The sequence below is a fragment of the Roseateles sp. P1_C6 genome (assembly GCF_056406315.1).
On sequence record NZ_JBFUAK010000003.1, the window covers coordinates 192914 to 211532 of the forward strand.

At 68.3% G+C, this 18619-nt stretch carries 17 protein-coding genes; 6 read left to right on the plus strand and 11 right to left on the minus strand.

The window, feature by feature from the left end; genetic code table 11:
- Positions 1 to 4: 4 nt before the first annotated feature.
- The 6 genes from msrP to AC1D29_RS06915 all read right to left on the minus strand — a co-directional run bounded on the left by msrP (position 5) and on the right by AC1D29_RS06915 (position 9346).
- On the minus strand, positions 5 to 973 hold the full coding sequence (msrP, locus tag AC1D29_RS06890; RefSeq protein WP_477895516.1) for a protein-methionine-sulfoxide reductase catalytic subunit MsrP: 969 nt from the start codon (positions 971 to 973) through the stop codon (positions 5 to 7).
- Positions 974 to 1054: 81 nt separating this feature from the next.
- The gene (locus tag AC1D29_RS06895) at positions 1055 to 2641 is read right to left on the minus strand and encodes a hypothetical protein (RefSeq protein ID WP_477895518.1); all 1587 of its coding nucleotides are present in this window, start codon (positions 2639 to 2641) and stop codon (positions 1055 to 1057) included.
- Positions 2638 to 3771, minus strand: coding sequence for a glycosyltransferase (locus tag AC1D29_RS06900; protein ID WP_477895520.1), 1134 nt, complete (start codon positions 3769 to 3771; stop codon positions 2638 to 2640). Before AC1D29_RS06900 ends, AC1D29_RS06895 begins: the two co-directional genes overlap by 4 nt.
- A gap of 94 nt (positions 3772 to 3865) precedes the next feature.
- Positions 3866 to 7189: an error-prone DNA polymerase gene (locus AC1D29_RS06905; RefSeq protein WP_477895522.1), complete on the minus strand. Its 3324-nt coding sequence runs from the start codon at positions 7187 to 7189 to the stop codon at positions 3866 to 3868.
- Between the two features lie 8 nt (positions 7190 to 7197).
- The gene (locus tag AC1D29_RS06910; RefSeq protein ID WP_477895524.1) at positions 7198 to 8505 is read right to left on the minus strand and encodes a Y-family DNA polymerase; all 1308 of its coding nucleotides are present in this window, start codon (positions 8503 to 8505) and stop codon (positions 7198 to 7200) included.
- On the minus strand, positions 8474 to 9346 hold the full coding sequence (locus AC1D29_RS06915; RefSeq protein WP_477895526.1) for a translesion DNA synthesis-associated protein ImuA: 873 nt from the start codon (positions 9344 to 9346) through the stop codon (positions 8474 to 8476). The genes AC1D29_RS06910 and AC1D29_RS06915 overlap by 32 nt, the downstream gene beginning before the upstream one ends.
- A gap of 136 nt (positions 9347 to 9482) precedes the next feature.
- On the opposite strand from AC1D29_RS06915, the gene AC1D29_RS06920 reads away from it, so the two are divergent.
- Positions 9483 to 9863, plus strand: coding sequence for a VOC family protein (locus AC1D29_RS06920; protein ID WP_477895528.1), 381 nt, complete (start codon positions 9483 to 9485; stop codon positions 9861 to 9863).
- 31 nt (positions 9864 to 9894) lie between these two features.
- Positions 9895 to 10278, plus strand: a complete 384-nt coding sequence (locus AC1D29_RS06925) for a YciI family protein (RefSeq protein WP_477895530.1) — start codon at positions 9895 to 9897, stop codon at positions 10276 to 10278.
- Here AC1D29_RS06925 and AC1D29_RS06930 read toward each other — a convergent pair.
- From AC1D29_RS06930 to AC1D29_RS06940, 3 genes are all read right to left on the minus strand, one after another.
- On the minus strand, positions 10275 to 11318 hold the full coding sequence (locus AC1D29_RS06930; RefSeq protein WP_477895532.1) for a serine/threonine protein kinase: 1044 nt from the start codon (positions 11316 to 11318) through the stop codon (positions 10275 to 10277). The two genes, AC1D29_RS06925 and AC1D29_RS06930, sit on opposite strands and share 4 nt — an antisense overlap.
- Positions 11319 to 11344: 26 nt before the next feature.
- Positions 11345 to 12205 carry a DUF2726 domain-containing protein gene (locus AC1D29_RS06935; RefSeq protein ID WP_477895534.1) on the minus strand — a complete coding sequence of 287 codons (861 nt, stop codon included), beginning with the start codon at positions 12203 to 12205 and terminating at the stop codon, positions 11345 to 11347.
- Between the two features lie 156 nt (positions 12206 to 12361).
- Positions 12362 to 13168: an N-acetyltransferase family protein gene (locus AC1D29_RS06940; RefSeq protein WP_477895536.1), complete on the minus strand. Its 807-nt coding sequence runs from the start codon at positions 13166 to 13168 to the stop codon at positions 12362 to 12364.
- A gap of 209 nt (positions 13169 to 13377) precedes the next feature.
- On the opposite strand from AC1D29_RS06940, the gene rplM reads away from it, so the two are divergent.
- From rplM to erpA, 3 genes are all read left to right on the plus strand, one after another.
- Complete coding sequence (gene rplM / locus AC1D29_RS06945) at positions 13378 to 13806, plus strand: 50S ribosomal protein L13 (protein ID WP_056203159.1); 429 nt, start codon at positions 13378 to 13380, stop codon at positions 13804 to 13806.
- A 9-nt stretch (positions 13807 to 13815) separates the two neighbouring features.
- Positions 13816 to 14208 carry a 30S ribosomal protein S9 gene (gene rpsI, locus AC1D29_RS06950; protein WP_056262649.1) on the plus strand — a complete coding sequence of 131 codons (393 nt, stop codon included), beginning with the start codon at positions 13816 to 13818 and terminating at the stop codon, positions 14206 to 14208.
- A 99-nt stretch (positions 14209 to 14307) separates the two neighbouring features.
- A complete protein-coding gene (gene erpA / locus AC1D29_RS06955; protein WP_477895539.1) occupies positions 14308 to 14673 on the plus strand; it encodes an iron-sulfur cluster insertion protein ErpA in 366 nt (121 codons plus the stop codon).
- On the opposite strand, the gene AC1D29_RS06960 is transcribed toward erpA, so the two are convergent.
- Together AC1D29_RS06960 and AC1D29_RS06965 are read right to left on the minus strand one after the other, a co-directional pair.
- Positions 14674 to 15780 carry an anhydro-N-acetylmuramic acid kinase gene (locus AC1D29_RS06960; RefSeq protein WP_477896195.1) on the minus strand — a complete coding sequence of 369 codons (1107 nt, stop codon included), beginning with the start codon at positions 15778 to 15780 and terminating at the stop codon, positions 14674 to 14676.
- Positions 15777 to 17081, minus strand: a complete 1305-nt coding sequence (locus tag AC1D29_RS06965) for a peptidoglycan DD-metalloendopeptidase family protein (protein WP_477895541.1) — start codon at positions 17079 to 17081, stop codon at positions 15777 to 15779. The genes AC1D29_RS06960 and AC1D29_RS06965 overlap by 4 nt, the downstream gene beginning before the upstream one ends.
- A gap of 306 nt (positions 17082 to 17387) precedes the next feature.
- Here AC1D29_RS06965 and tyrS point away from each other — a divergent pair, with 306 nt between their 5' ends.
- On the plus strand, positions 17388 to 18614 hold the full coding sequence (gene tyrS / locus AC1D29_RS06970; protein WP_477895543.1) for a tyrosine--tRNA ligase: 1227 nt from the start codon (positions 17388 to 17390) through the stop codon (positions 18612 to 18614).
- Positions 18615 to 18619 lie beyond the last annotated feature (5 nt).

The following is an 18619-nucleotide window of genomic DNA, read 5'->3' on the forward strand; positions in this document are numbered from 1 at the left end:
CGGCTCAGTAGTTGCGCTTCAGGTCCATGCCCGCGTAGAGCTGCCCGACCTGGGCCTCGTAGCCGTTGAACATCAGGGTCGGCCGCTTCTTGGCGAACAGGCCGTCCTCGCCGATGCGGCGCTCGCTGGCCTGGCTCCAGCGCGGGTGGGCCACGCCCGGGTTGACGTTGGAATAGAAGCCGTACTCCTGCGGTGCGCTCTGTTCCCAGCTGCTGCGCGGCTGTTTCTCGACAAAGCGGATCTTGACGATGCTCTTGGCCGACTTGAAGCCGTACTTCCAGGGCAGCACGACGCGCACCGGCGCGCCGTTCTGGTTGGGCAGCACCTCGCCGTACATACCGAAGGTCAGCAGCGCCAGCGGGTGCATGGCCTCGTCCATGCGCAGGCCTTCGACATAGGGCCAGTCCAGCACGCCCGAGCGCAGGCCCGGCATCTGCGCGCGGTCGGCCAGCGTCGTGAACTCGACGAACTTGGCCTTGCCCGTGGGCTCGGCGCGTTTGATCAGCTCGGACAGCGAGAAGCCCACCCAGGGGATGACCATGCTCCAGCCCTCGACGCAGCGCAGGCGGTAGATGCGCTCTTCCATGGCGCCGAGCTTCATCAGTGCGTCGAGGTCGTAGTTGCCCGGCTTGGCGCATTCGCCTTCGACGGCCACCGTCCAGGGGCGGGGCTTGAGCGTGTGGGCGCGCTGGGCGGGGTCGGCCTTGTCGGTGCCGAACTCGTAGAAGTTGTTGTACGAGGTCGCGTCGGCGTAACTCGTGGCCTTGTCCAGCACCATGCCGCCGACCACGGCCGAACGGGCACCGGGCAGCTTGGCCAGCTTGCCGCCGCCGGGTGCGGACTGCGCCAGGGCCAGCGGCGATGCTGCCGCCATGCCCAGGCCGGCCAGCGCCGTGCGGCGGTTCAGGTAGGCCGAGCGAGGCGTGATCTCGCTGGGCAGCGGGTCGGTGGGGGTGGGGGTTCGGATCAGCATTTGAGCGAAGTCGGGCCAATGTGGCCTGACCTTACACCGGCGGACAAAACCCCTGCGGCGGGACCCTCCTTGAGGGGCGGGTCAGCGCACCGGGCGGCACGCAAACAAATGTCCGGGGTGGCCGCGCGAGTCGGCGATATCGCCCTGGTGCTCGCAGTGGCGGGCCAGGTAGTCGTCCAGTTGGGGCACATCCGTGTACTTTTGCGAGCCGGCACTGCGCGCGTACAGGTCCGTGGTGACGATGTAGGCCGGCGGCGTGCGGGCAAAGTCCTGGTACAGCTGCGCCAGGTTGCGCTGCTGCTGGGCCTGCAGCACCTCGTACACCCAGCTGCCAGGCGCAGGCGGGCGGTAGGCCCAGGTGCCAGGTGTCCCGGGCAAGGCCCAGGGGAACTGCACGCTGGAGGCGGGGATGAAGCCCCTGGCATAGAACGCCGGCTCCATGCCCAGCACGTAGGCATACCGGCCTGCCGATGGTTCGAGGGAGGCGGCCAATGTGTCTGGCTGCGCCAGCCCGGAGTTTTGGCGCAGCGTCATGCCCAGGCCGAGGAGGGCTGCTGCCAGCAGGGCTGCGGCGGCGAAAAGCGTGCTCCGGCCTCCGGCCGCGTGCGCGTCGGCCAGGGCGACACCGCCAATGATCGAGGCCAATATCCAGAACGGGATGACGTGGTAGTTGAAGAGCACCGGCGCCACCAGCAGGATGACAAGCGCCAGCCCGCAGGCCATGAGCAGGCTGCGTTGCTGCGGTGTCGACGTGGCCTTGTCTTTGATGGCCAGCCCCGCCAGCAGCACCAGGGCGATGTGGATGGGTGTGAATTGCAGGAACTCGCTGACGGCTGTCGACCGCCAGAGCAGCGCCTTGAACAGGCTGGGCGGTGCGGCCGAATCGCCATAGACCGCGGGGTACAGGAAGGTGGTGCCCAGAAACTCCTGTAGCCTGCCATTGGCGGCGAACAGCGCGGCGAGCAGTGCGAATGGCAAGGCCAGGCCAGCGGCGTGGGCGAGTTGCAGCCCGCCACGGCGTCGCTGCGACTCGTTGCGGCTGGCACGCCAGACCAGCCAGATTCCGATGGGCAGCAGGAACAGGTAGGACTGCTTGCTCATCAACGCCAGGCCCAGGGCCAGGCCGATGCCCAGCGCGTGGCGGGTGCGGATCCGTTCGCGCGGAGCCAGGGCCAGCGCCATCAGCACGAACAGCATGCCCAGCAGTTCGGTCTTGACGGCCAGCAGTGAGGGGTTGGGGACCAGCGCGGCCATCAGCAGGATCGTCGTGGCCAGCGCTGCCAGGTGCGGCTGCGAGTGCGCGGCGCGCCGGGCGATGACCGCGGCCAGCGTGGCGATGGCCGCCAGCAGCAGGCCCGAGGTGAGCTTCAGTGGCAAGGCGTCGAAGGGGTGGGAGACGCTCTGAATCAGCCCGTGCAGCAGGTAGATGAGCGGCGCCTTGTTGTCGTGGCAGCCTGCCACCGTGGCCAGGCCGTCGATCAGGCCGCGCGAGGCGCAGGCACCGAAGAACAGCTCATCGACCTGCAGGTGTTGATGGCGCAGCGCACCGAATTGCTGCCAAGCGACGTAAAGCAGGCAGGCAAGCGTGGCGAGCGCAGCAAATGCCCAGCTTCTCGGGACCCTCGCTCGGACCACCGGCGACGCGATGCGATCGGGGGCTGAGGTCAACTGCGCTTCCACGTGTAGGCCGACGTGATGGCGTAGTTCCAGACGGCACCCACCAGGATGCCGCTCAGCGCCGAGGCGACCCAGTGATGGTGCTGTTGGTCGAACAGGTACGAGGCCATGCCGACGTTGGCGATGGCCCCGAGGCTGCACAGCACGATGAATGACAGCAGGCCGCTCCACCAGCGCCACCCTTTGCGGCGGCGATCTCGGTAGGTCATGCGGTTGTTGGTGGTGTAGTTGAACGCCATGGCGCCGAATGTGGCGATGGTTTGGGCCGCCTGAAACTTCAGGCTGGCGAACTGCAGTGCGAGAGTGAGGATGGCCAGGTGCACCAGGACGCCGGCGCTGCCGATCAACGCGAACGACAGGAATCGCACGGGAATCCAGCGGCCGATGACCTTGTCGGCCAGCAGCATCAAGTAGTCCCAGGCCACCTGAGAGTCGAGCTTGCTCTCGCCGGCGTGCCGGGCGCGGAAGCGGTAAGGCAGCTCCAGAAATCGCAAAGGCCGTGGCGACGATGCGAACAGGTCGACCAGCAGCTTGAAGCCAAACGACGAAAGCCGCCGCACGGCGTCCATGAAGACCGTGCGGCGAACCATGAAGAAACCGCTCATGGGATCGCGCAGCGTGCGGGGCAGCACCAGGTGGCTGAGCCGGGTGGCCCACCGGCTGATCGTCGCGCGCTGGCCGTCCCAGTCACCCAGGGAGCCGCCTTCGACATGGCGGCTGCCGATGACGATGTCGAGGTCTGCCTCGGACTGCAGCCGCTGCAGCATGGGCGGCAGCAGCGTTTCGTCATGCTGCAGGTCAGCGTCCATGATCGCTACGTAGGGGGCGCTGGTGGACAGCACACCTTCCACGCAGGCAGATGACAGGCCGCGGCGACCGATGCGTTGGATGCAGCGCACATTCGGGTGCGTCTGGGCCAGGTCACGTATCAATGCGGCCGTGCTGTCGGTGGAGTCGTCGTCCACGAAGACGGCTTCCCAGCGCTGGCCGGCCAGGCAGACCTGCAGACGGCGCACCAGCTCGGTCACGTTGGCCACTTCCTGAAACGTCGGGATGATGACGGCCAGCTCGGCGGCCTGAGGTGAACTGAGACTGGCGTTGACGGTCATCGAGGCGCGCATGTGGAGGTGGGCCAGGGGCCGATGCTATGCAGCCCATGCCGCAAACGGCGCGCCGAACGCCCCTCGTTTCAGGGGCGGTGTGCATACGGTGCAGTTATCGGAAATCCCGGCTTTCAGTGGGGAGCCGGCCCAGCAGCGGGTTCAGGTTCGTGAAGCCCTGCGCCAGCAGATGGCGCACATCGCCGTCGCCGCGCTGCCAGACGCCTTCGACGGCCAGCAGCCGCGCGCCGAGGATGGTGCTGCGGTGTTCCTCATAGACCTTGGGCCAGACGATGACCTGCACGTTGCCGGTTTCGTCCTCCAGCGTGACGAAGAGCGTGCCCTTGGCCGTCTGCGGCTTTTGCCGCCCCGTGACGATGCCACAGGCGCGGGCGCGGCGGCCGCTCTTGACGGCGTCGAGCTGCCGGGCGCTCAGCAGGCCCTGCTTGGCCAGCCGCGGGCGCAGCAGCGCCAGCGGATGGCGGCGCAGCGTCAGGCCGGTGGCGGCGTAGTCCCACAGCACCTCCTCGCCCTCGGCGGCGGCGGGGAGTTCGAGATCGTCCTCGGGCAGCAGGCTGCCCTGCAGCAGTTCCGGCATCGCGTGCAGTGCCGAGGCCTGCCAGACCTGCTGGCGGCGGTGGCCGGCCAGTGACGTCAGCGCATCGGCGGCGGCGAGTTGCTGCATGTCCTGCTGGGTCAGGTGGGCGCGGAAGGCGAGATCCTGCGGGTGGGCAAAGGGGCCGCCGTTGTCGCGAGCCTTCTCGATGCGCTCAGCGGACTCGTCACCCAGGCCGCTGACCAGGCGCAGGCCCAGGCGGACTGCGGGCTGCGCCTCGCCAGGGCGGAGTTCCAGCGTGCTGTCCTTGTTGCTGTGGTTCACGTCGATGCTGCGCACCTCCACGTCGTGCCGGCGTGCGTCCTGCACCAGCTGGCTGGGCGTGTAGAAACCCAGCGGCTGGGAGTTCAGCAGCGCACACAGGAAGGCTGCCGGCTCATGGCATTTGAGCCAGGAGCTGACGTAGGTCAGCAGTGCGAAGCTGGCGGCGTGGGACTCCGGGAAGCCGTAGGAGGAGAAGCCCTTGATCTGGCTGAAGATGCGTTCGGCAAACGCGTCCTCGTAGCCCCGCTCGCGCATGCCCTTGACGACCTTGTCGTAATACTTCTCAAGCACGCCGGGTCGTTTCCAGGCGGCCATGGCGCGGCGAAGCTGGTCGGCCTCGCCCGGCGTGAAGCCCGCCGCGATGATGGCCACCTGCATGACCTGTTCCTGGAAGATGGGCACGCCACGGGTGCGCCAGAGGGCTTCCTTCAGTGCTTCGCTGGGGTACTCCACCTGGTCCGGCGGCAGCGCGCGGTTCTTCAGGTAGGGGTGCACCATGCCACCTTCGATGGGCCCGGGGCGCACGATGGCGACCTCGATGACGAGGTCGTAGTACTCGCGCGGTCTCAGCCGCGGCAGCATGGACATCTGTGCGCGCGACTCGATCTGGAAGACGCCGATGGTGTCTGCCGCGCAGATCATGTCGTAGGTCTGGGTGCAGTCCTGCGGGATGGTGGCCAGTTCGTAGGTTCTGCCGCGCAGGGGGGCGAGGAGATCGAAGCAGCGTTTGATGGCCGTGAGCATGCCCAGGGCCAGCACGTCGACCTTCATCATCTTCAGCTCGTCGATGTCGTCCTTGTCCCACTCGATGACGCTGCGGCCTTTCATCGTCGCGTTCTCGATGGGCACGAGTCGCTCCAACGGCCCTTGCGTCAACACGAAGCCACCGACGTGCTGGGAGAGATGGCGCGGCAGGCCATTGAGCTGGCGGCCCAGCGTGATGAGTTGCTGCAGGCGTGGGTCGTCCGCCGGCATGCCCAGTTTGCGCAGCAGTTCAAGGCGGTGCTCCTCGGGCAGCACCTGGGTGGACCAGCCGCTGTGGTCCTGGCTCATCATGTCCAGCTGCTCTTCGCTGAAGCCCAGTGCCTTGCCCACGTCGCGGATGGCGCTCTTGGGGCGGTAGCAGATGACGACGGCCGTCAGCGCGGCGCGGTCGCGGCCGTACTTCTCGTAGAGGTACTGAATGACCTTCTCACGGCGCTCATGCTCGAAGTCCACGTCGATGTCAGGCGGCTCGTTGCGCTCGCGGCTGATGAAGCGCTCGAACAGCAACGTGCTTTGCGCCGGATCGACCGAGGTGATTTCTAGGCAGTAGCAGACGACGCTGTTGGCTGCCGAGCCGCGCCCTTGGCAGAGGATGTCCTGGCTGCGCGCGAACCTCACGGTGTCGGCGACGGTCAGGAAGTAGTGTTCGTAGCGCAGATCCTCGATGAGCTCGAGCTCGTGCTCGAGACGGCCTCGCCATTCGTCCGTCAGTCCATTGGGCCAGCGCTTGGCCGCGCCTTCATAGGTCAGCGTGCGCAGGTGCTGCATGGCCGTGCAGCCCGGCGGGACGACTTCGCTGGGATAGAGGTAACTGATCTCGTTGAGGCTGAACGTGCAACGCGCCGCCACATGCAGCGTCTCCCGCAGCAGCTCTGGAGGGCAGATTTGCGATATGCGCTGGCGGCTGCGCAGATGCCGCTCGGCATTGGGCTGCAGGTCGAAGCCGCACTCGGCCACCGTGCGGCCCAGGCGCGTGGCGGTCATGACGTCCTGCAACGCCTTGCGCGAGCGCACATGGAAGTGCACGTCACCCGCGGCGACCAGCGGCAAGGCGGTGTCTTCCGACAGCTGCTGCAGCCGCTGCAGCCAGAGCGCGTCGCTGGCTTCACGATGCAGCTCGACGGCGATCCATGCACGGCCGGCGAAGTGGCGCAGCAGCCAGTGCGCGGGCGCGGCCAGTTCGGCGTCGCTGGCCTCACGCGGTAGCACGAGCAGCGCGAGACAGTCGGTCAGCCGCTCGGGCGCGATCTGGCGCCAATGCAGTGTGTATTCGCCCTTGATCGGGCTGGCGCGCCGCAGCCGGGTGATGAACTGGCTCAGGTTGCCGTAGCCATTGAGGTTCTGCGCGATCAGCACGAGTTTGAAGCGCGGCGCGCCGGCGTCGTCGCGGACAAGAAATTCGCTGCCGATCAGCAGCTTCATCAGCTGCGGCTGCTCGATGTCCTCGTCGGGTTTGTCGGCTTCGTTGGCGGCCTCCTCCAAGGCGTGATGCGCTGCCTCGCGCATCTCCCGCAACTGCTTGTGCGCGCGCACGACGCCGGCCAGCGAGCATTCGTCGGTGACGGCCAGCGCCTCGTAGCCCAGCTCGCAGGCGCGCTCCACCAGTTCGGCGGGCTCGGACGCGCCGCGCAGGAAGCTGAAGGCCGACAGGCAGTGCAGCTCGGCATAGCGCGGCAGGTCGGACCCCGCACCGGGTGCCAGGGATTGCCGGCCGTCCGCCGCGCGCCGCAACTCCGCCTCCGAGGCGATGCCCTGCTGGCGCAGCATCGCCAGCCGCTCATCGCGGTCCGACATGGGCGGGCTCATGCGAACACCCCATGCAGGAACCAGCCCGCAGGGCTGGACGCGATTGCCGAGGGTCGCTCGTGATAGACCCACAGCAATCCTCGCGCGGCGCTGCGATAGACGAAATAGTCGCGCGCCTGCAAGCCGGCGAGACCCTCCCACCAGCCGGCCTCGACGCGGTGCGGGCCGCTGATCAGCGTCAATGGGCCGCAGTAAGTGGGCTGTTCGCGTGCATCGGAGCGCAGCGGCTGTGGCGGCTGGACGAGCCAGGTGGGCTGAGGGCCGGAGGGGCGGCGCAAGGCGATGGCCGGCGGCGCAGGCCAGGCGTGCCAGCTCTGCATGTGGTCCAGCCGGTGATCCTCGCGCAAACGGCCTTCGCGCACCTGGCCGACACCCAGGCGAACCGACAGCCGTTCCAGCAGTGCATTCGTCGTCGCGCGTTCCTGCGGATCGGTGGGGCCGGGCAGCAGGCTGCTGCTGCCTTCCTCCAGCGGCAGCACGCCGTCGGCGCTGAGGCTGATTTCGCCGGCCGGTGCGGCCAGCGTCATGCGGGCGAGGTGCTCGGCCAGCAGGCGCGTGAGGCGGTGCAGGTCGCGCGTCGTGTCTGCGGTGGCCACGGTGAGCTCGCCGCTGTCGGCCACGTCGCGGGCGCGCATCGCGTCGTGCTGCCAGCCCAGGCGCAGCGTGCGCACGCCCGCATGGCGCGCGGCGAGGAAGGCGCACAGCTGGCGCAGCAGCGTCTCGGCAAAGTGCAGCAACACGGGTGCATGCTCCACGCGGTAGGGCAGCTCTAGCCGGGCGTCGAAGCGCTCGGGCAGCGTCAGCCAACTGTGCACTTCGGGCAACTCGCCATAGGCCTGATCCAGCGCCGTCAGCAGCGCGGGGCCGAAGCGCTTGGCCAGCGCCGGACGAGGCAGCCGGCGCAGCTCGCCCAGGCGGGTGCAGCCCAGGCGGGCCAGCATCGCGTGGTGGGCCTGGGCGGCGCTCAAGGCCGACAGCGGCAGCGCGTCGAGCCGTTGGCTGAGCGTCTGACCCCCTGGGCCCCGCTGCGGTGGGTGAGGGTGGCGTGCCAGCGCCAGCGCGGCCAGCGCGGTCGACGCCCAGGCCGTGACGCCGAGGGCCAGGCCGGCCAGGCTGGCCTGGCCCTGCAGTCGCTGGCGCAACGCGCGCGCGCCGCCAAACAGCCGCAGACTGGCCGACACCTCGGCCACGACCGCTTCCTCCAGCCTGGCGACGCGCGGCGTGAAGCTCAGCGCCAGCCAGGCCAATGCGTCGCGGTCACCGGCGGGCGCATCAGGCGTGCAGCGCAGGGCGAGCCAGCGCATCGGTGCGCTCCGTCGGGGGGCTGACCGGTGCGGGCGAGGGCGCCGGTGCGGGTGAAGGTGGGTTCTTGCGCTTGGCCGCCGTGAGCAGCGGTTCGACCGCGCCCGGCGTGGCCGGCAGCGTCAACCAGCCTTCGTGCGCGGGGCCGCGGCGTTTGAGCAGGTGCACGGCCAGGCCCCAGGCGTCGCCGGGCTGCACGACCAGGCGCAGCGGCGCGGCCGAGGATTGCTGGCCGACCCGCTCGGGCCGCATCAGGAAGATCGGCGCATCCGAACTGAGTGCGTTGACCTGCAGCCGCCGGATCTGCTCCGGCCGCGCCTCGGGCAGCCAGGCCAGCACGGCCACGCGCGACTTGATGGCCTGCTCGGCGGCCCAGAGCGTTTCAGCCGGCGTCGTGGTCGACACCCAGATCAACGCTGACGGCGGCAGGCCCAGCGCCTGCAGGCCGGGCAGATGCGGCATGTGGGGCGGGTTCACGAGCAGCAGCGAGCGCAGGGTTGACGCGGCCGGGCGCTGGCGGCGACCCGGGTCACGGGGCGGCAAGGCCTGGCCTCCCCACCAGCCGCGCAGGGCCGGTGCCAGCAGCCGCCACTCCAGCACGCCGGACTGCGGCGTCAGCACCTCGACGGCGGCACGCGTCGGCCAGCCGCCGCCGGGCAACTCGGCATCCAGCGCCGCGAAACCGCTGGGCAGCGTCGGGTCGGCCGTGGTGCCCAGGCTGCTGCCGCGCCACAGCTTGCCCTGCAGGCGGGCGTCTTCCAGCGGCGGCGCGTGGCGAGCTGGCAGCGGTGGGCGACCGATGGGCGACGCAGCGGCGGCGTGGGGGACGGGAGCGGGCAACATGGCCGGGCAGAAGATGCGTCAGAGGGGAAGAATCCGGAGCTTGGATCAAACCACAATACTGTATTTATATCCAGTATTTTCTGGCAACCACCCCGCGTCAGCCGCTAGCATTTCACGCGTCCTCAGGAGAGTCGCCATGCAACTTGCCCCCTTGATCTGCGTCCATGACGTGCCGGCCAGCAGCCGCTGGTACCAGCGCCTGCTCGGTGCCCGCAGCGGCCATGGCGGCGATGAATACGAGCGGCTGAACGACGCCGACGGCCGGCTCGTGCTGCAACTGCACCGTTGGGACGTCGATCACGACCACGGGCCGCTGGGCGACCCGGACTTGCGCCCTTACGGCAACGGCGTGCTGCTGTGGTTCGAGCTGCCCGACTTCGACGCCGCCATCGCGCGGGCCGAGGCACTGGGTGTCGACGTGGTCAGGCCCAGGCGCTGGAGCGAGAACGGCAACTGGGAGTTCTGGCTGCGCGACCCCGACGGCTATACGGTGGTGCTGACCAGCCCGCTGCCCTGATGATGACCCCATCCTTGCAGGAGATTCCTCGATGCCGATGAATGACTATCTGGTGCTCTCCCGCGGGCAGTGGCGTGCAGACGCAAGCCCCGAGGCCGTGCAGGGCGCCATCGACGCGTTCTATGTCTGGTACGAGCAGGGGCTGGCCCAGGGCCGGCTCAAGCCCGGCAGCCGGCTGGCGCAAAGCGCGCGCATCGTGGCCCACGGCCTCGTCACCGACGGCCCGTTTGCCGAAACCAAGGAGTGGGTCGGCGGCTACTGGTTCATCGTCGCCCAGACGTTGGAGCAGGCCGCCGCGATAGCCGCCGAGAACCCCTGTCTCGCCTTCGGCCTCAGCCTGGAGATCCGGCCGCTGGACGCCACCCTCGCTCACGTGGCGGTGCCGACCAACGAGACACCCGCGAACTGGCGTTAGGAAAACCCGTCGCCATCGAAATTCACGGCATCCTCGTCCCTGGTGAGCGTCGGGGCCAGGTCCTTGGGTTTCATCGCCTCCAACTGCTCGCGCAGCTTGGCGACCTGATCCAGCCAGTAGTTGGGCGTGCCGAACCAGGGGAAGGCGAGCGGGAAGGCCGGGTCGCCCCAGCGGCGGGCGAGCCAGGCGCTGTGGTGGATCATGCGCATCGTGCGCAGCGGCTCAATCAGCCGCAGCTCGCGGTCGTCGAATTCGCCAATCTGCTCGTAGCCGTCCAGCACGGCGTTCAACAAGCTGCGTGCGGCATCGGGCTCGCCGGGCAGCAGCATCCAAAGATCCTGCACGACCGGGCCGGTGACGGCGTCGTCGAGGTCGACGAAATGCGGGCCGCGGTCGGGCGTCCACAGGATGTTGCCGGGGTGGCAGTCGCCGTGCAGCCGCGTGAGCTGCAGGTCGGGCAGGCTGTCGAAAGCGGCCTGGATCGCGGCGATGCAGCGCTGGGCGGCGTCGTCCCATTGCGGCGCGATCTGGGCCGGGATGGCGTCGTTGGCCATCAGCCAGTCACGCGCGGCCTGGGCGGGCGCGGCGCTGGCCCAGGCCAGGCGTTCGGCAAACGGCCGCTGGCGGCCGACGCCATGCAGGCGGGCCAGCAGCCGGCCTATCCAGCGCAGCACCTCGGGATCTTCCAGCTCCGGCCCCCGCCCGCCCTGGCGCGGCGTGACGGCCAGTCGCTGGCCCTGGTAGTGGAAGAGCGTCGAGCCGCCCGCCAGCGTCCAGGGCGCCGCGACGGGAACCTCGGCGGCGGCCAGTTCGGTCGCGAAGGCATGCTCTTCCAGGATCTGCGCGTCGCTCCAGCGCGCCGGGCGGTAGAACTTGGCAACGGCCGCACCGCCGTCCTCCAAGTGCAGCATCAGCACGCGGTTCTCGAAGGAATTGAGCTGCAGCAGCCGGCCGTCGGCGCGCAGGCCGGCGGCATCCAGCGCGTCCAGCATGAACTCCGGCGTCAGGTCGCCGAAGCTGAGATCAGGGGTTGCGTGCATCCGGCGAGTGTCGCCGGTACGGGGTATCAGCCCCGGCGCGGGCGCTGCGTGGCGTAACGCGGTGCGTCCACGACCACGCCGACGATGTCGTCCAGCATCGCGTCGTCATCGGCATCGTCCAGCACCGGCAGGCTGCGCGGGTTGTAGCGGGCGGTGTCGAGATTGCGTTGCACGGGGCTGCGGCGCTGATGCGATCGCTGTGGCAACTGCTGCGCCGAAACGCCGGGGTTGCGGTCGCCATAGGCCTCCCCGCCGCCGAAGACGTTCGCGTCCTGCCACAACGGCAGCGGCTGCGAAAACTGCCCCCAGTCGCTGCCGAACTCGTCCTCCGCGCCACCGGCCGAGCGGCGGCGCGACAGCCCGGGCATGGACGCCGGCGCCGGCAGTGGGCCGCGCGAGCTGCTGCTTTGGGGCACCAGCAATTGCAGCTCGGCAACGCTGGGCAACTGATCCATTGCACAGCGCAGGTAGCGCACGCGGCAGGCGGACAGCACGGCCTGCTTGATCTGCGTGCTGCGCGGCGTGACGCCCCGTTCGCCTTCCAGGTCGATGGCGGCCAGCACGCGGCCATTGGGGCTGCAGACGGCAAAGGTCACGTGCGAGGCGCCCAGCAGGTCGAACCAGTAGCGCACTTCCTTGGCCTCGGTCGGCTGGCAAAAGCGCACCAACGGCAGCTTGGACAGCACGACGTGATGGGGCAGGGCCTCACGCAGCAGGCGGAAGACACGCCGCTCATCGGTCGTGAAGACCGGCCGAGCCGTGAGTGACCACTCCGCCGGCAAGCCTTTATTGGCGTACGCCGGCCGCCGCAGTGCCCAGACCAGGCTGATGGCCAGGCCCAGCACGCAAACAGCCAGGGCGGCGATCCAATAAATGGCGTACGGCATGTCCCTCGAGGAGTTCGGCGGTAATCGCCGACGGTCTCGCGGCGCATAAGTAGATCAATGTAGCGTAATCAAGTGACACGGCATTACTCGCTATTCCCGATTCCCCCAGTCTGAGGGGGCGGAGAGTTATGCGGAGCTGACGTCGAGTTGCGTCATTTATTCCTTGGCGGCCCGCCCTGAGGCATCGAAATGAGCCTTGACCTCGGCCACGCTGTCGACGAATTCGCTCAGCACCTGGGCCTGGCGCTTGAACTGGAAGTCCAGTTCGCCCAGGTGGCGATCCAGCGCCTGTTCGACCTGGGAGCCAAAGGTGTCCGGCGGCAGGCGCAGCCAGGCGGCGGACTCGCCGCCGTCGCGCTCGACGAGGGCGCCCGCGGCGATGGCGATGCGCAGCATGGGGCGGTTCTCACTCAGCGCGTGGATGAAGAGTGTGTCGATGCCGCGGTTGCGGGCGTGCAGCGCGGCGGTGTCGAACAGGCGCCGGCCCAGGCCGCGGCCACGCGACTGCTGCAGCACGGACACGCCGAACTCGGCCATCGTGCGGACGGGATCGCCCGGCAGCGGCTGGCCGTAGGCCAGATGGGCGAGCGCCACCAGCTGCAGGCGGCGGTTGAAGATGCCCAGCACCTCGTCGCGGCCGAAATCGATGCTGAGGGCGTATTTGCGGATCTGCTCGTCCGAGGCCGGGTACCCGAAGCGCAGATAGCGGTCCCCGGGCTCGAGCGCGAGCAGGTGGTCGATGATGCGGCGGCGGTGGCGCCGCGCCAACGAGCGGATGGGCACCCATGTCGACAGCCGCTCCAGCGCGGCACGGGCGCTGGCCAACGGGCCACCACCGGTCTCGGCGGGCGGGGCGGGCGCCGCAGTGGCGCGAGGGTCCGGGCCGAAGCCCGCCAGCTCGTGATCCCAGTCCGTCGCGGGTTCGGCGAGCGGGGGCGAGGGGGGGTTGGGTTTTGTGGGCATGGCGCGGCTGGCTGGTCTGGCAAGGGTAACGCCTCGTGGACTTTCAAACCGGCACTCAAGCTGATACACTCATGGGCTTTTCCGTCAAAAGGCTGCGGGAAAGAGCTGCGCCGAGAGGTTGTGCATTCATGACACAGCACCGAGGCCAGTCGAAGTTCAGCCATTCATTGCCGGCTTCCTTGAGGAGGCCGGCACAGCGAAAGCAACTCATGAAGACCTTCAGCGCCAAGCCGGCCGAGGTGACGCACGAGTGGTTTGTGATTGACGCCACCGACAAGGTGCTCGGACGTGTTGCCAGCGAAGTGGCACTCCGTTTGCGCGGCAAGCACAAGGCCATTTACACGCCTCACGTGGACACCGGTGATTTCATTGTCATCGTCAATGCCGAAAAGCTCCGTGTGACCGGCAACAAGGCCACCGACAAGGTGTACTACCGTCACAGCGGCTTCCCCGGCGGCATCTACGCCACGAAGTTCAAGGACATGCAAGCCAAGCATCCCGGCCGCGCGCTGGAAAAGGCCGTCAAGGGCATGCTGCCCAAGGGCCCGCTCGGCTACGCCATGGTCAAGAAGCTGAAGGTCTACGCCGGCCCGACGCACCCGCATACCGCCCAGCAGCCCAAGGCTCTCGAGATCTAAGGAACGGCCATGATCGGAAACTGGAATTACGGTACGGGCCGTCGCAAGTCGTCGGTCGCTCGCGTCTTCATGAAGAAGGGCACGGGCCAGATCATCGTCAACGGCAAGGCCATCGACACTTACTTCGGTCGTCAGACCTCCATCATGATCGCCAAGCAGCCCCTGCTGCTGACGAACAACGGTGAAGCGTTCGACATCAAGGTCAATGTGCACGGCGGTGGCGAGTCGGGTCAAGCCGGCGCGCTGCGCCTGGGCATCACCCGCGCGCTGATCGACTATGACGCGACCCTGAAGCCCGAACTGAGCCGCGCCGGCTTCGTCACGCGTGACGCGCGTGAAGTCGAGCGTAAGAAGGTCGGCCTGCACGGCGCCCGTCGCAGGAAGCAGTTCAGCAAGCGTTAATTTCTACGCTGCGACGTCAAAAGGCCGCTCCATGCGGCCTTTTGTATTTGCGCCGACAATCCCCATATTCGTCTCTGGACAGATTCACAGGAGCCCGCCATGAGCGCCGTGCTTGATACCCCCGTCACCGACATCCCCGTGCCCCTCGTCTTCACGGACAGCGCCGCCGACAAGGTGCGCGACCTGGTGGCCGAGGAAGGCAACCCGGAGCTGAAGCTGCGCGTCTTTGTGCAGGGCGGCGGCTGCTCCGGCTTCCAGTACGGCTTCACGTTCGATGAGGCCGTGAACGACGACGACACGCAGATGCAGAAGAACGGCGTGACGCTGCTGATCGACTCGATGAGCCTGCAGTACCTGATGGGCGCCGAGATCGACTACAAGGAAGATCTGCAGGGCGCCCAGTTCGTCATCAAGAACCCGAACGCCACGACGACCTGTGGCTGCGGTTCCAGCTTCTCGGTCTGATCAGGCCGGGTAGAGGCAGCCCAGAACCCGGAGCCCCGCGGCTCCCGTGACGGCCGGCAGATTGCCCGGCCGTTTTGCTTTGAAGCACATCGCCAGCCACGCGAAGGCGGCCGCCTCGACCTGATCGACCGGCAGGCCGCGCGCGGCGCTGGACTCGACCGCCACGCCGGGCAGCAGGTCCGACAGGCGTTGCATCAGCCGCCCGTTCAGCGTACCGCCGCCGCAGACGGTCATCGATTTTGCGCCCGGCATCTGCGCCCGTAGCGCATCGGCGACGCAGCGCGCACTCAGCTCCAGCAGCGTCGCCTGCACATCTTCGGGCGCAAGGCCGGGCATGAGCCTGGTCTGCAGCCAGCCGAGGTGGAAGAGATCGCGGCCGGTGCTCTTGGGCGGCGGCAGCGCGAAGTAGGGCTCGGCCAGCAGCGTGGCCAGCAGCGCCGGCGACACCCGGCCCGTGGCGGCCCAGGCGCCGTCGGCATCAAACGCCTGGTCCTGGTGGCGGGCGATCCAGCCGTCCATCAAGCAGTTGGCCGGCCCGCAGTCGAAGCCGCCGGTGCGGCCATCGGCGTGCAGCAGGCTCAGGTTGCTGATGCCGCCCAGGTTCAGCACCGCGGCATCCTGGCCCGACGCGCCGAACACCGCACGGTGGAAGGCCGGCACCAGCGGTGCGCCCTGGCCGCCGGCGGCGACGTCGCGGCCGCGCAGGTCGCAGACCACATCGATGCCGGCCTGCTCGGCCAGCAGCGCGCCGTTCAGCAGCTGCGTCGTGTAGCCGTCAAAGCCGCCGGGCTGGTGGCGCACCGTCTGGCCATGGGCGCCGATGGCGGCGACCTGCTCGTGCCGGGTGCTGGTGGCTTCCAGCAGCTGCGAGACGACGTCGGCATAGCTGCGAGCCACTGCGTTGGCCGCCAGTGCGGCGCGGTGCAACTCGTTGTCGCCGGGCGAATTCAGCGCCAGCAACTCGTCGCGCAGCGCGGGCGGGAAGGGCGCGTGAACGTGGCCGGTGACGACCATGGCATCCGCGTCGAACAGCACGCCGTCGGTGCCGTCGAGCGACGTGCCCGACATCAGCCCGATATAGAGGCCCGCGGTGGCCACGGGGCCTATTCGGCGGCGGACACGCCGTCCATCGTCTGCGCGACGGCCAGCTGCGTCTTCACGCTGGCGACGGTCTGCTGGAACTGCACCTTGGCGTAGTTGGGCAGCGTGATGGCCTCGGACGCGCGGGCGATGGCGCGCGGGTCCATGTGGCGGCCGCCGACGCGGAACTCGAAGTGCAGGTGCGGTCCGGTGGCCCAGCCGGTCGAGCCGACGGCGCCCAGGCGCTGGCCTTGCTCGATGCGCTGGCCCTTCTTCACGTCGATCTTGCTCAGGTGGGCGTAGACCGTGCTGCGGTCGCCGGTGTGGCGGACCTGCACGACATTGCCGAAACCGTTCTGCCAGCCCGCCATCTCCACAGTGCCGTCGCCCACCGAGCGCACGGCCGTGCCGGTGGGCGCGCCGTAGTCGACGCCGTTGTGCTGGCGCCAAGTCTGCATGATGGGATGGAAGCGCATCGCGAAACCGCTGGTGATGCGCGAGAACTCCATCGGGCTGGCCAGGAAGGCCCGACGCTTGCTCTGGCCGTCGAAGCCGTAGAAGCTGGCCTTGCCGCTGGCGCTGTCCTTGAACCAGACGGCCGAGTAGGTGCGGCCGTTGTTCGTGAACTCGCCGGCCAGCAGGCGGCCGGTGCCGCCGTCCCACTGGATGGGCTCGCCGTCGGCGGTCAGCGTCTCGTAGACGATGCTGAAGTGGTCGCCCTTGCGCAGCTCGCGGTGGAAGTCGATGTCGCCGGAGAACATGTCGGCCATCTGCGACGCGATGGCGTCGGGGATGTTGGCGTCGTCGGTGGCGGCGAACAGCGAGGTGCGGATGCTGCCGCTGCCCAGGGCCACCTGGGCCTGCAGCGGTGCCGTCTCAGTGCGGGCGCTGAAACGCGCGCCGTCGCGCTCGATGGTCAGACGGGTGAAATGACTCGATTGCTGCTCGACTTTCTCGGCCGGGAAGCGCGCGACGATCTTCTGCACCTGGCCCGACGCGTCGGCCGTCAGGTGCACCATCTTGCCGGCGCGGCCCTGGAAGATGCGGCGGGCCAGCGGGTCGGCACGCAGGAAGGCGGCGGCGGCGGGGTCGAAGGCGCCGGCGCGCTTGAGCAGGCTGTCGGGCGTGTCGCTGGAGCGGGTGGCCTCGGCGCGGGTCAGGCCGATGGCGTGCGTGGCGAGCTCGTCGAGCTGGCTTTCGATGTCGGGGCTGGGCAGCGTCTCGACCACCGTGCGGCGCGGCAGTTCAGCGGCATCCGGGGCCAGCGGCGCGATGCCGAAGGCGGTCACGGCGAAGCAGCTCAGCATGCCGACGACGGAAGCAGTCAACGCGCGCGGATGCCTGGCGGCGAAGGATTCGGCGCTTTTCAGCGCTGTTTGAAGCTGATGGAGACGTTTCTGAACTGCGGTCACGCTCGGATCCCGGGGTTGTCGCTGGGGCAATCCCGGCCAAGCCGGTTCCACGCGAGGAGCGCGCCGCGGCGCGCTCTAAAATCCATGACGGTTGTGTTGAAGCAACACCCCCGATTCGAAGGGTGAATTCTAACGGCGTTGTCCTACTTGGCATGCCGGTTAACCCCGATAGATCAACAACTTAACACTTTCGTTCGGCTTGTTTCCGAACGGCGTCGTCCCATGTCCAACGCTGCTCAATTTCCCGTCACCGATGCCGTCCTGGAGGCATTGGCCGTCACCCGCCGCGGGGTGGATGAGCTGCTGCCCGAGGCGGAGTGGACGAAAAAGCTCGCCCGCTCGGCCGCAACGGGCGTGCCGCTGCGCATCAAACTGGGCCTGGACCCGACGGCGCCGGACATCCACGTCGGGCACACGGTGGTCTTGAACAAGATGCGCCAGTTGCAGGACCTGGGGCACCAGGTGATCTTCCTGATCGGCGATTTCACGTCGCTGATCGGCGATCCGTCGGGCCGCAACGCGACCCGCCCGCCGCTGACCAAGGAACAAATCCAGGCCAACGCCGAGACCTACTACGCCCAGGCCAAGCTGGTGCTGGACCCGGCGCGCACCGAGATTCGCTACAACTCCGAGTGGAGCGAGCCGCTGGGCGCGGCCGGCATGATCCAGCTCGCCAGCAAGTACACGGTCGCCCGCATGATGGAGCGCGACGACTTCACCAAGCGCTTCGCGGCGCAGACGCCGATTTCCGTGCACGAGTTCCTGTACCCGCTGATGCAGGGCTACGACTCTGTGGCGCTGAAGAGCGACCTGGAGCTGGGTGGCACCGACCAGAAGTTCAACCTGCTGATGGGTCGGCACCTGCAGCAGGAGTACGGCCAGGAGCCGCAGTGCATCCTGACCATGCCGTTGCTGGAGGGCCTGGACGGCGTCGAGAAGATGTCCAAGTCCAAGAACAACTACATCGGCATCACGGAAGCGCCGAACACGATGTTCGCCAAGATCCTGTCGATCAGCGACGTGCAGATGTGGAAGTGGTTCGAGCTGCTGTCGTTCAAGTCGCTGGCCGAGATTGCGGCGCTGAAGGTCGAGATCGAGGGTGGCCGCAACCCGAAGGACGCCAAGGTCATGCTGGCCAAGGAAATCACCGCCCGCTTTCACAGCGCGGCGGCGGCGGATGCGGCCGAGGCCGACTTCAACAACCGCGCCAAGGGTGGCATTCCGGACGAGATTCCCGAGGTGGCGCTGAGCGGCGCACCGCTGGGCATCGCGCAGGTGCTGAAGGCGGCCGGCCTGGTTGCGTCGACCAGCGAGGGCTTGCGCATGATCGAGCAGGGCGGCGTGCGCCGCGCGGGCGAGGTGCTGTCTGACAAGGGCTTGAAGCTGGACGCCGGCGAGCATGTGTTGCAGGTGGGCAAGCGCAAGTTCGCACGGGTCGTGCTGAGCTGAGCGGA

Coding starts and splice junctions, on each gene's coding strand:
- msrP (WP_477895516.1), bottom strand. CDS start 973: ATGCTGATCCGAACCCCCACCCCCACCGACCCGCTGCCCAGCGAGATC.
- AC1D29_RS06900 (WP_477895520.1), bottom strand. CDS start 3,771: ATGCGCGCCTCGATGACCGTCAACGCCAGTCTCAGTTCACCTCAGGCC.
- AC1D29_RS06905 (WP_477895522.1), bottom strand. CDS start 7,189: ATGTCGGACCGCGATGAGCGGCTGGCGATGCTGCGCCAGCAGGGCATC.
- AC1D29_RS06910 (WP_477895524.1), bottom strand. CDS start 8,505: ATGCGCTGGCTCGCCCTGCGCTGCACGCCTGATGCGCCCGCCGGTGAC.
- AC1D29_RS06915 (WP_477895526.1), bottom strand. CDS start 9,346: ATGTTGCCCGCTCCCGTCCCCCACGCCGCCGCTGCGTCGCCCATCGGT.
- AC1D29_RS06920 (WP_477895528.1), top strand. CDS start 9,483: ATGCAACTTGCCCCCTTGATCTGCGTCCATGACGTGCCGGCCAGCAGC.
- AC1D29_RS06925 (WP_477895530.1), top strand. CDS start 9,895: ATGCCGATGAATGACTATCTGGTGCTCTCCCGCGGGCAGTGGCGTGCA.
- AC1D29_RS06930 (WP_477895532.1), bottom strand. CDS start 11,318: ATGCACGCAACCCCTGATCTCAGCTTCGGCGACCTGACGCCGGAGTTC.
- AC1D29_RS06935 (WP_477895534.1), bottom strand. CDS start 12,205: ATGCCGTACGCCATTTATTGGATCGCCGCCCTGGCTGTTTGCGTGCTG.
- AC1D29_RS06940 (WP_477895536.1), bottom strand. CDS start 13,168: ATGCCCACAAAACCCAACCCCCCCTCGCCCCCGCTCGCCGAACCCGCG.
- rplM (WP_056203159.1), top strand. CDS start 13,378: ATGAAGACCTTCAGCGCCAAGCCGGCCGAGGTGACGCACGAGTGGTTT.
- rpsI (WP_056262649.1), top strand. CDS start 13,816: ATGATCGGAAACTGGAATTACGGTACGGGCCGTCGCAAGTCGTCGGTC.
- erpA (WP_477895539.1), top strand. CDS start 14,308: ATGAGCGCCGTGCTTGATACCCCCGTCACCGACATCCCCGTGCCCCTC.
- tyrS (WP_477895543.1), top strand. CDS start 17,388: ATGTCCAACGCTGCTCAATTTCCCGTCACCGATGCCGTCCTGGAGGCA.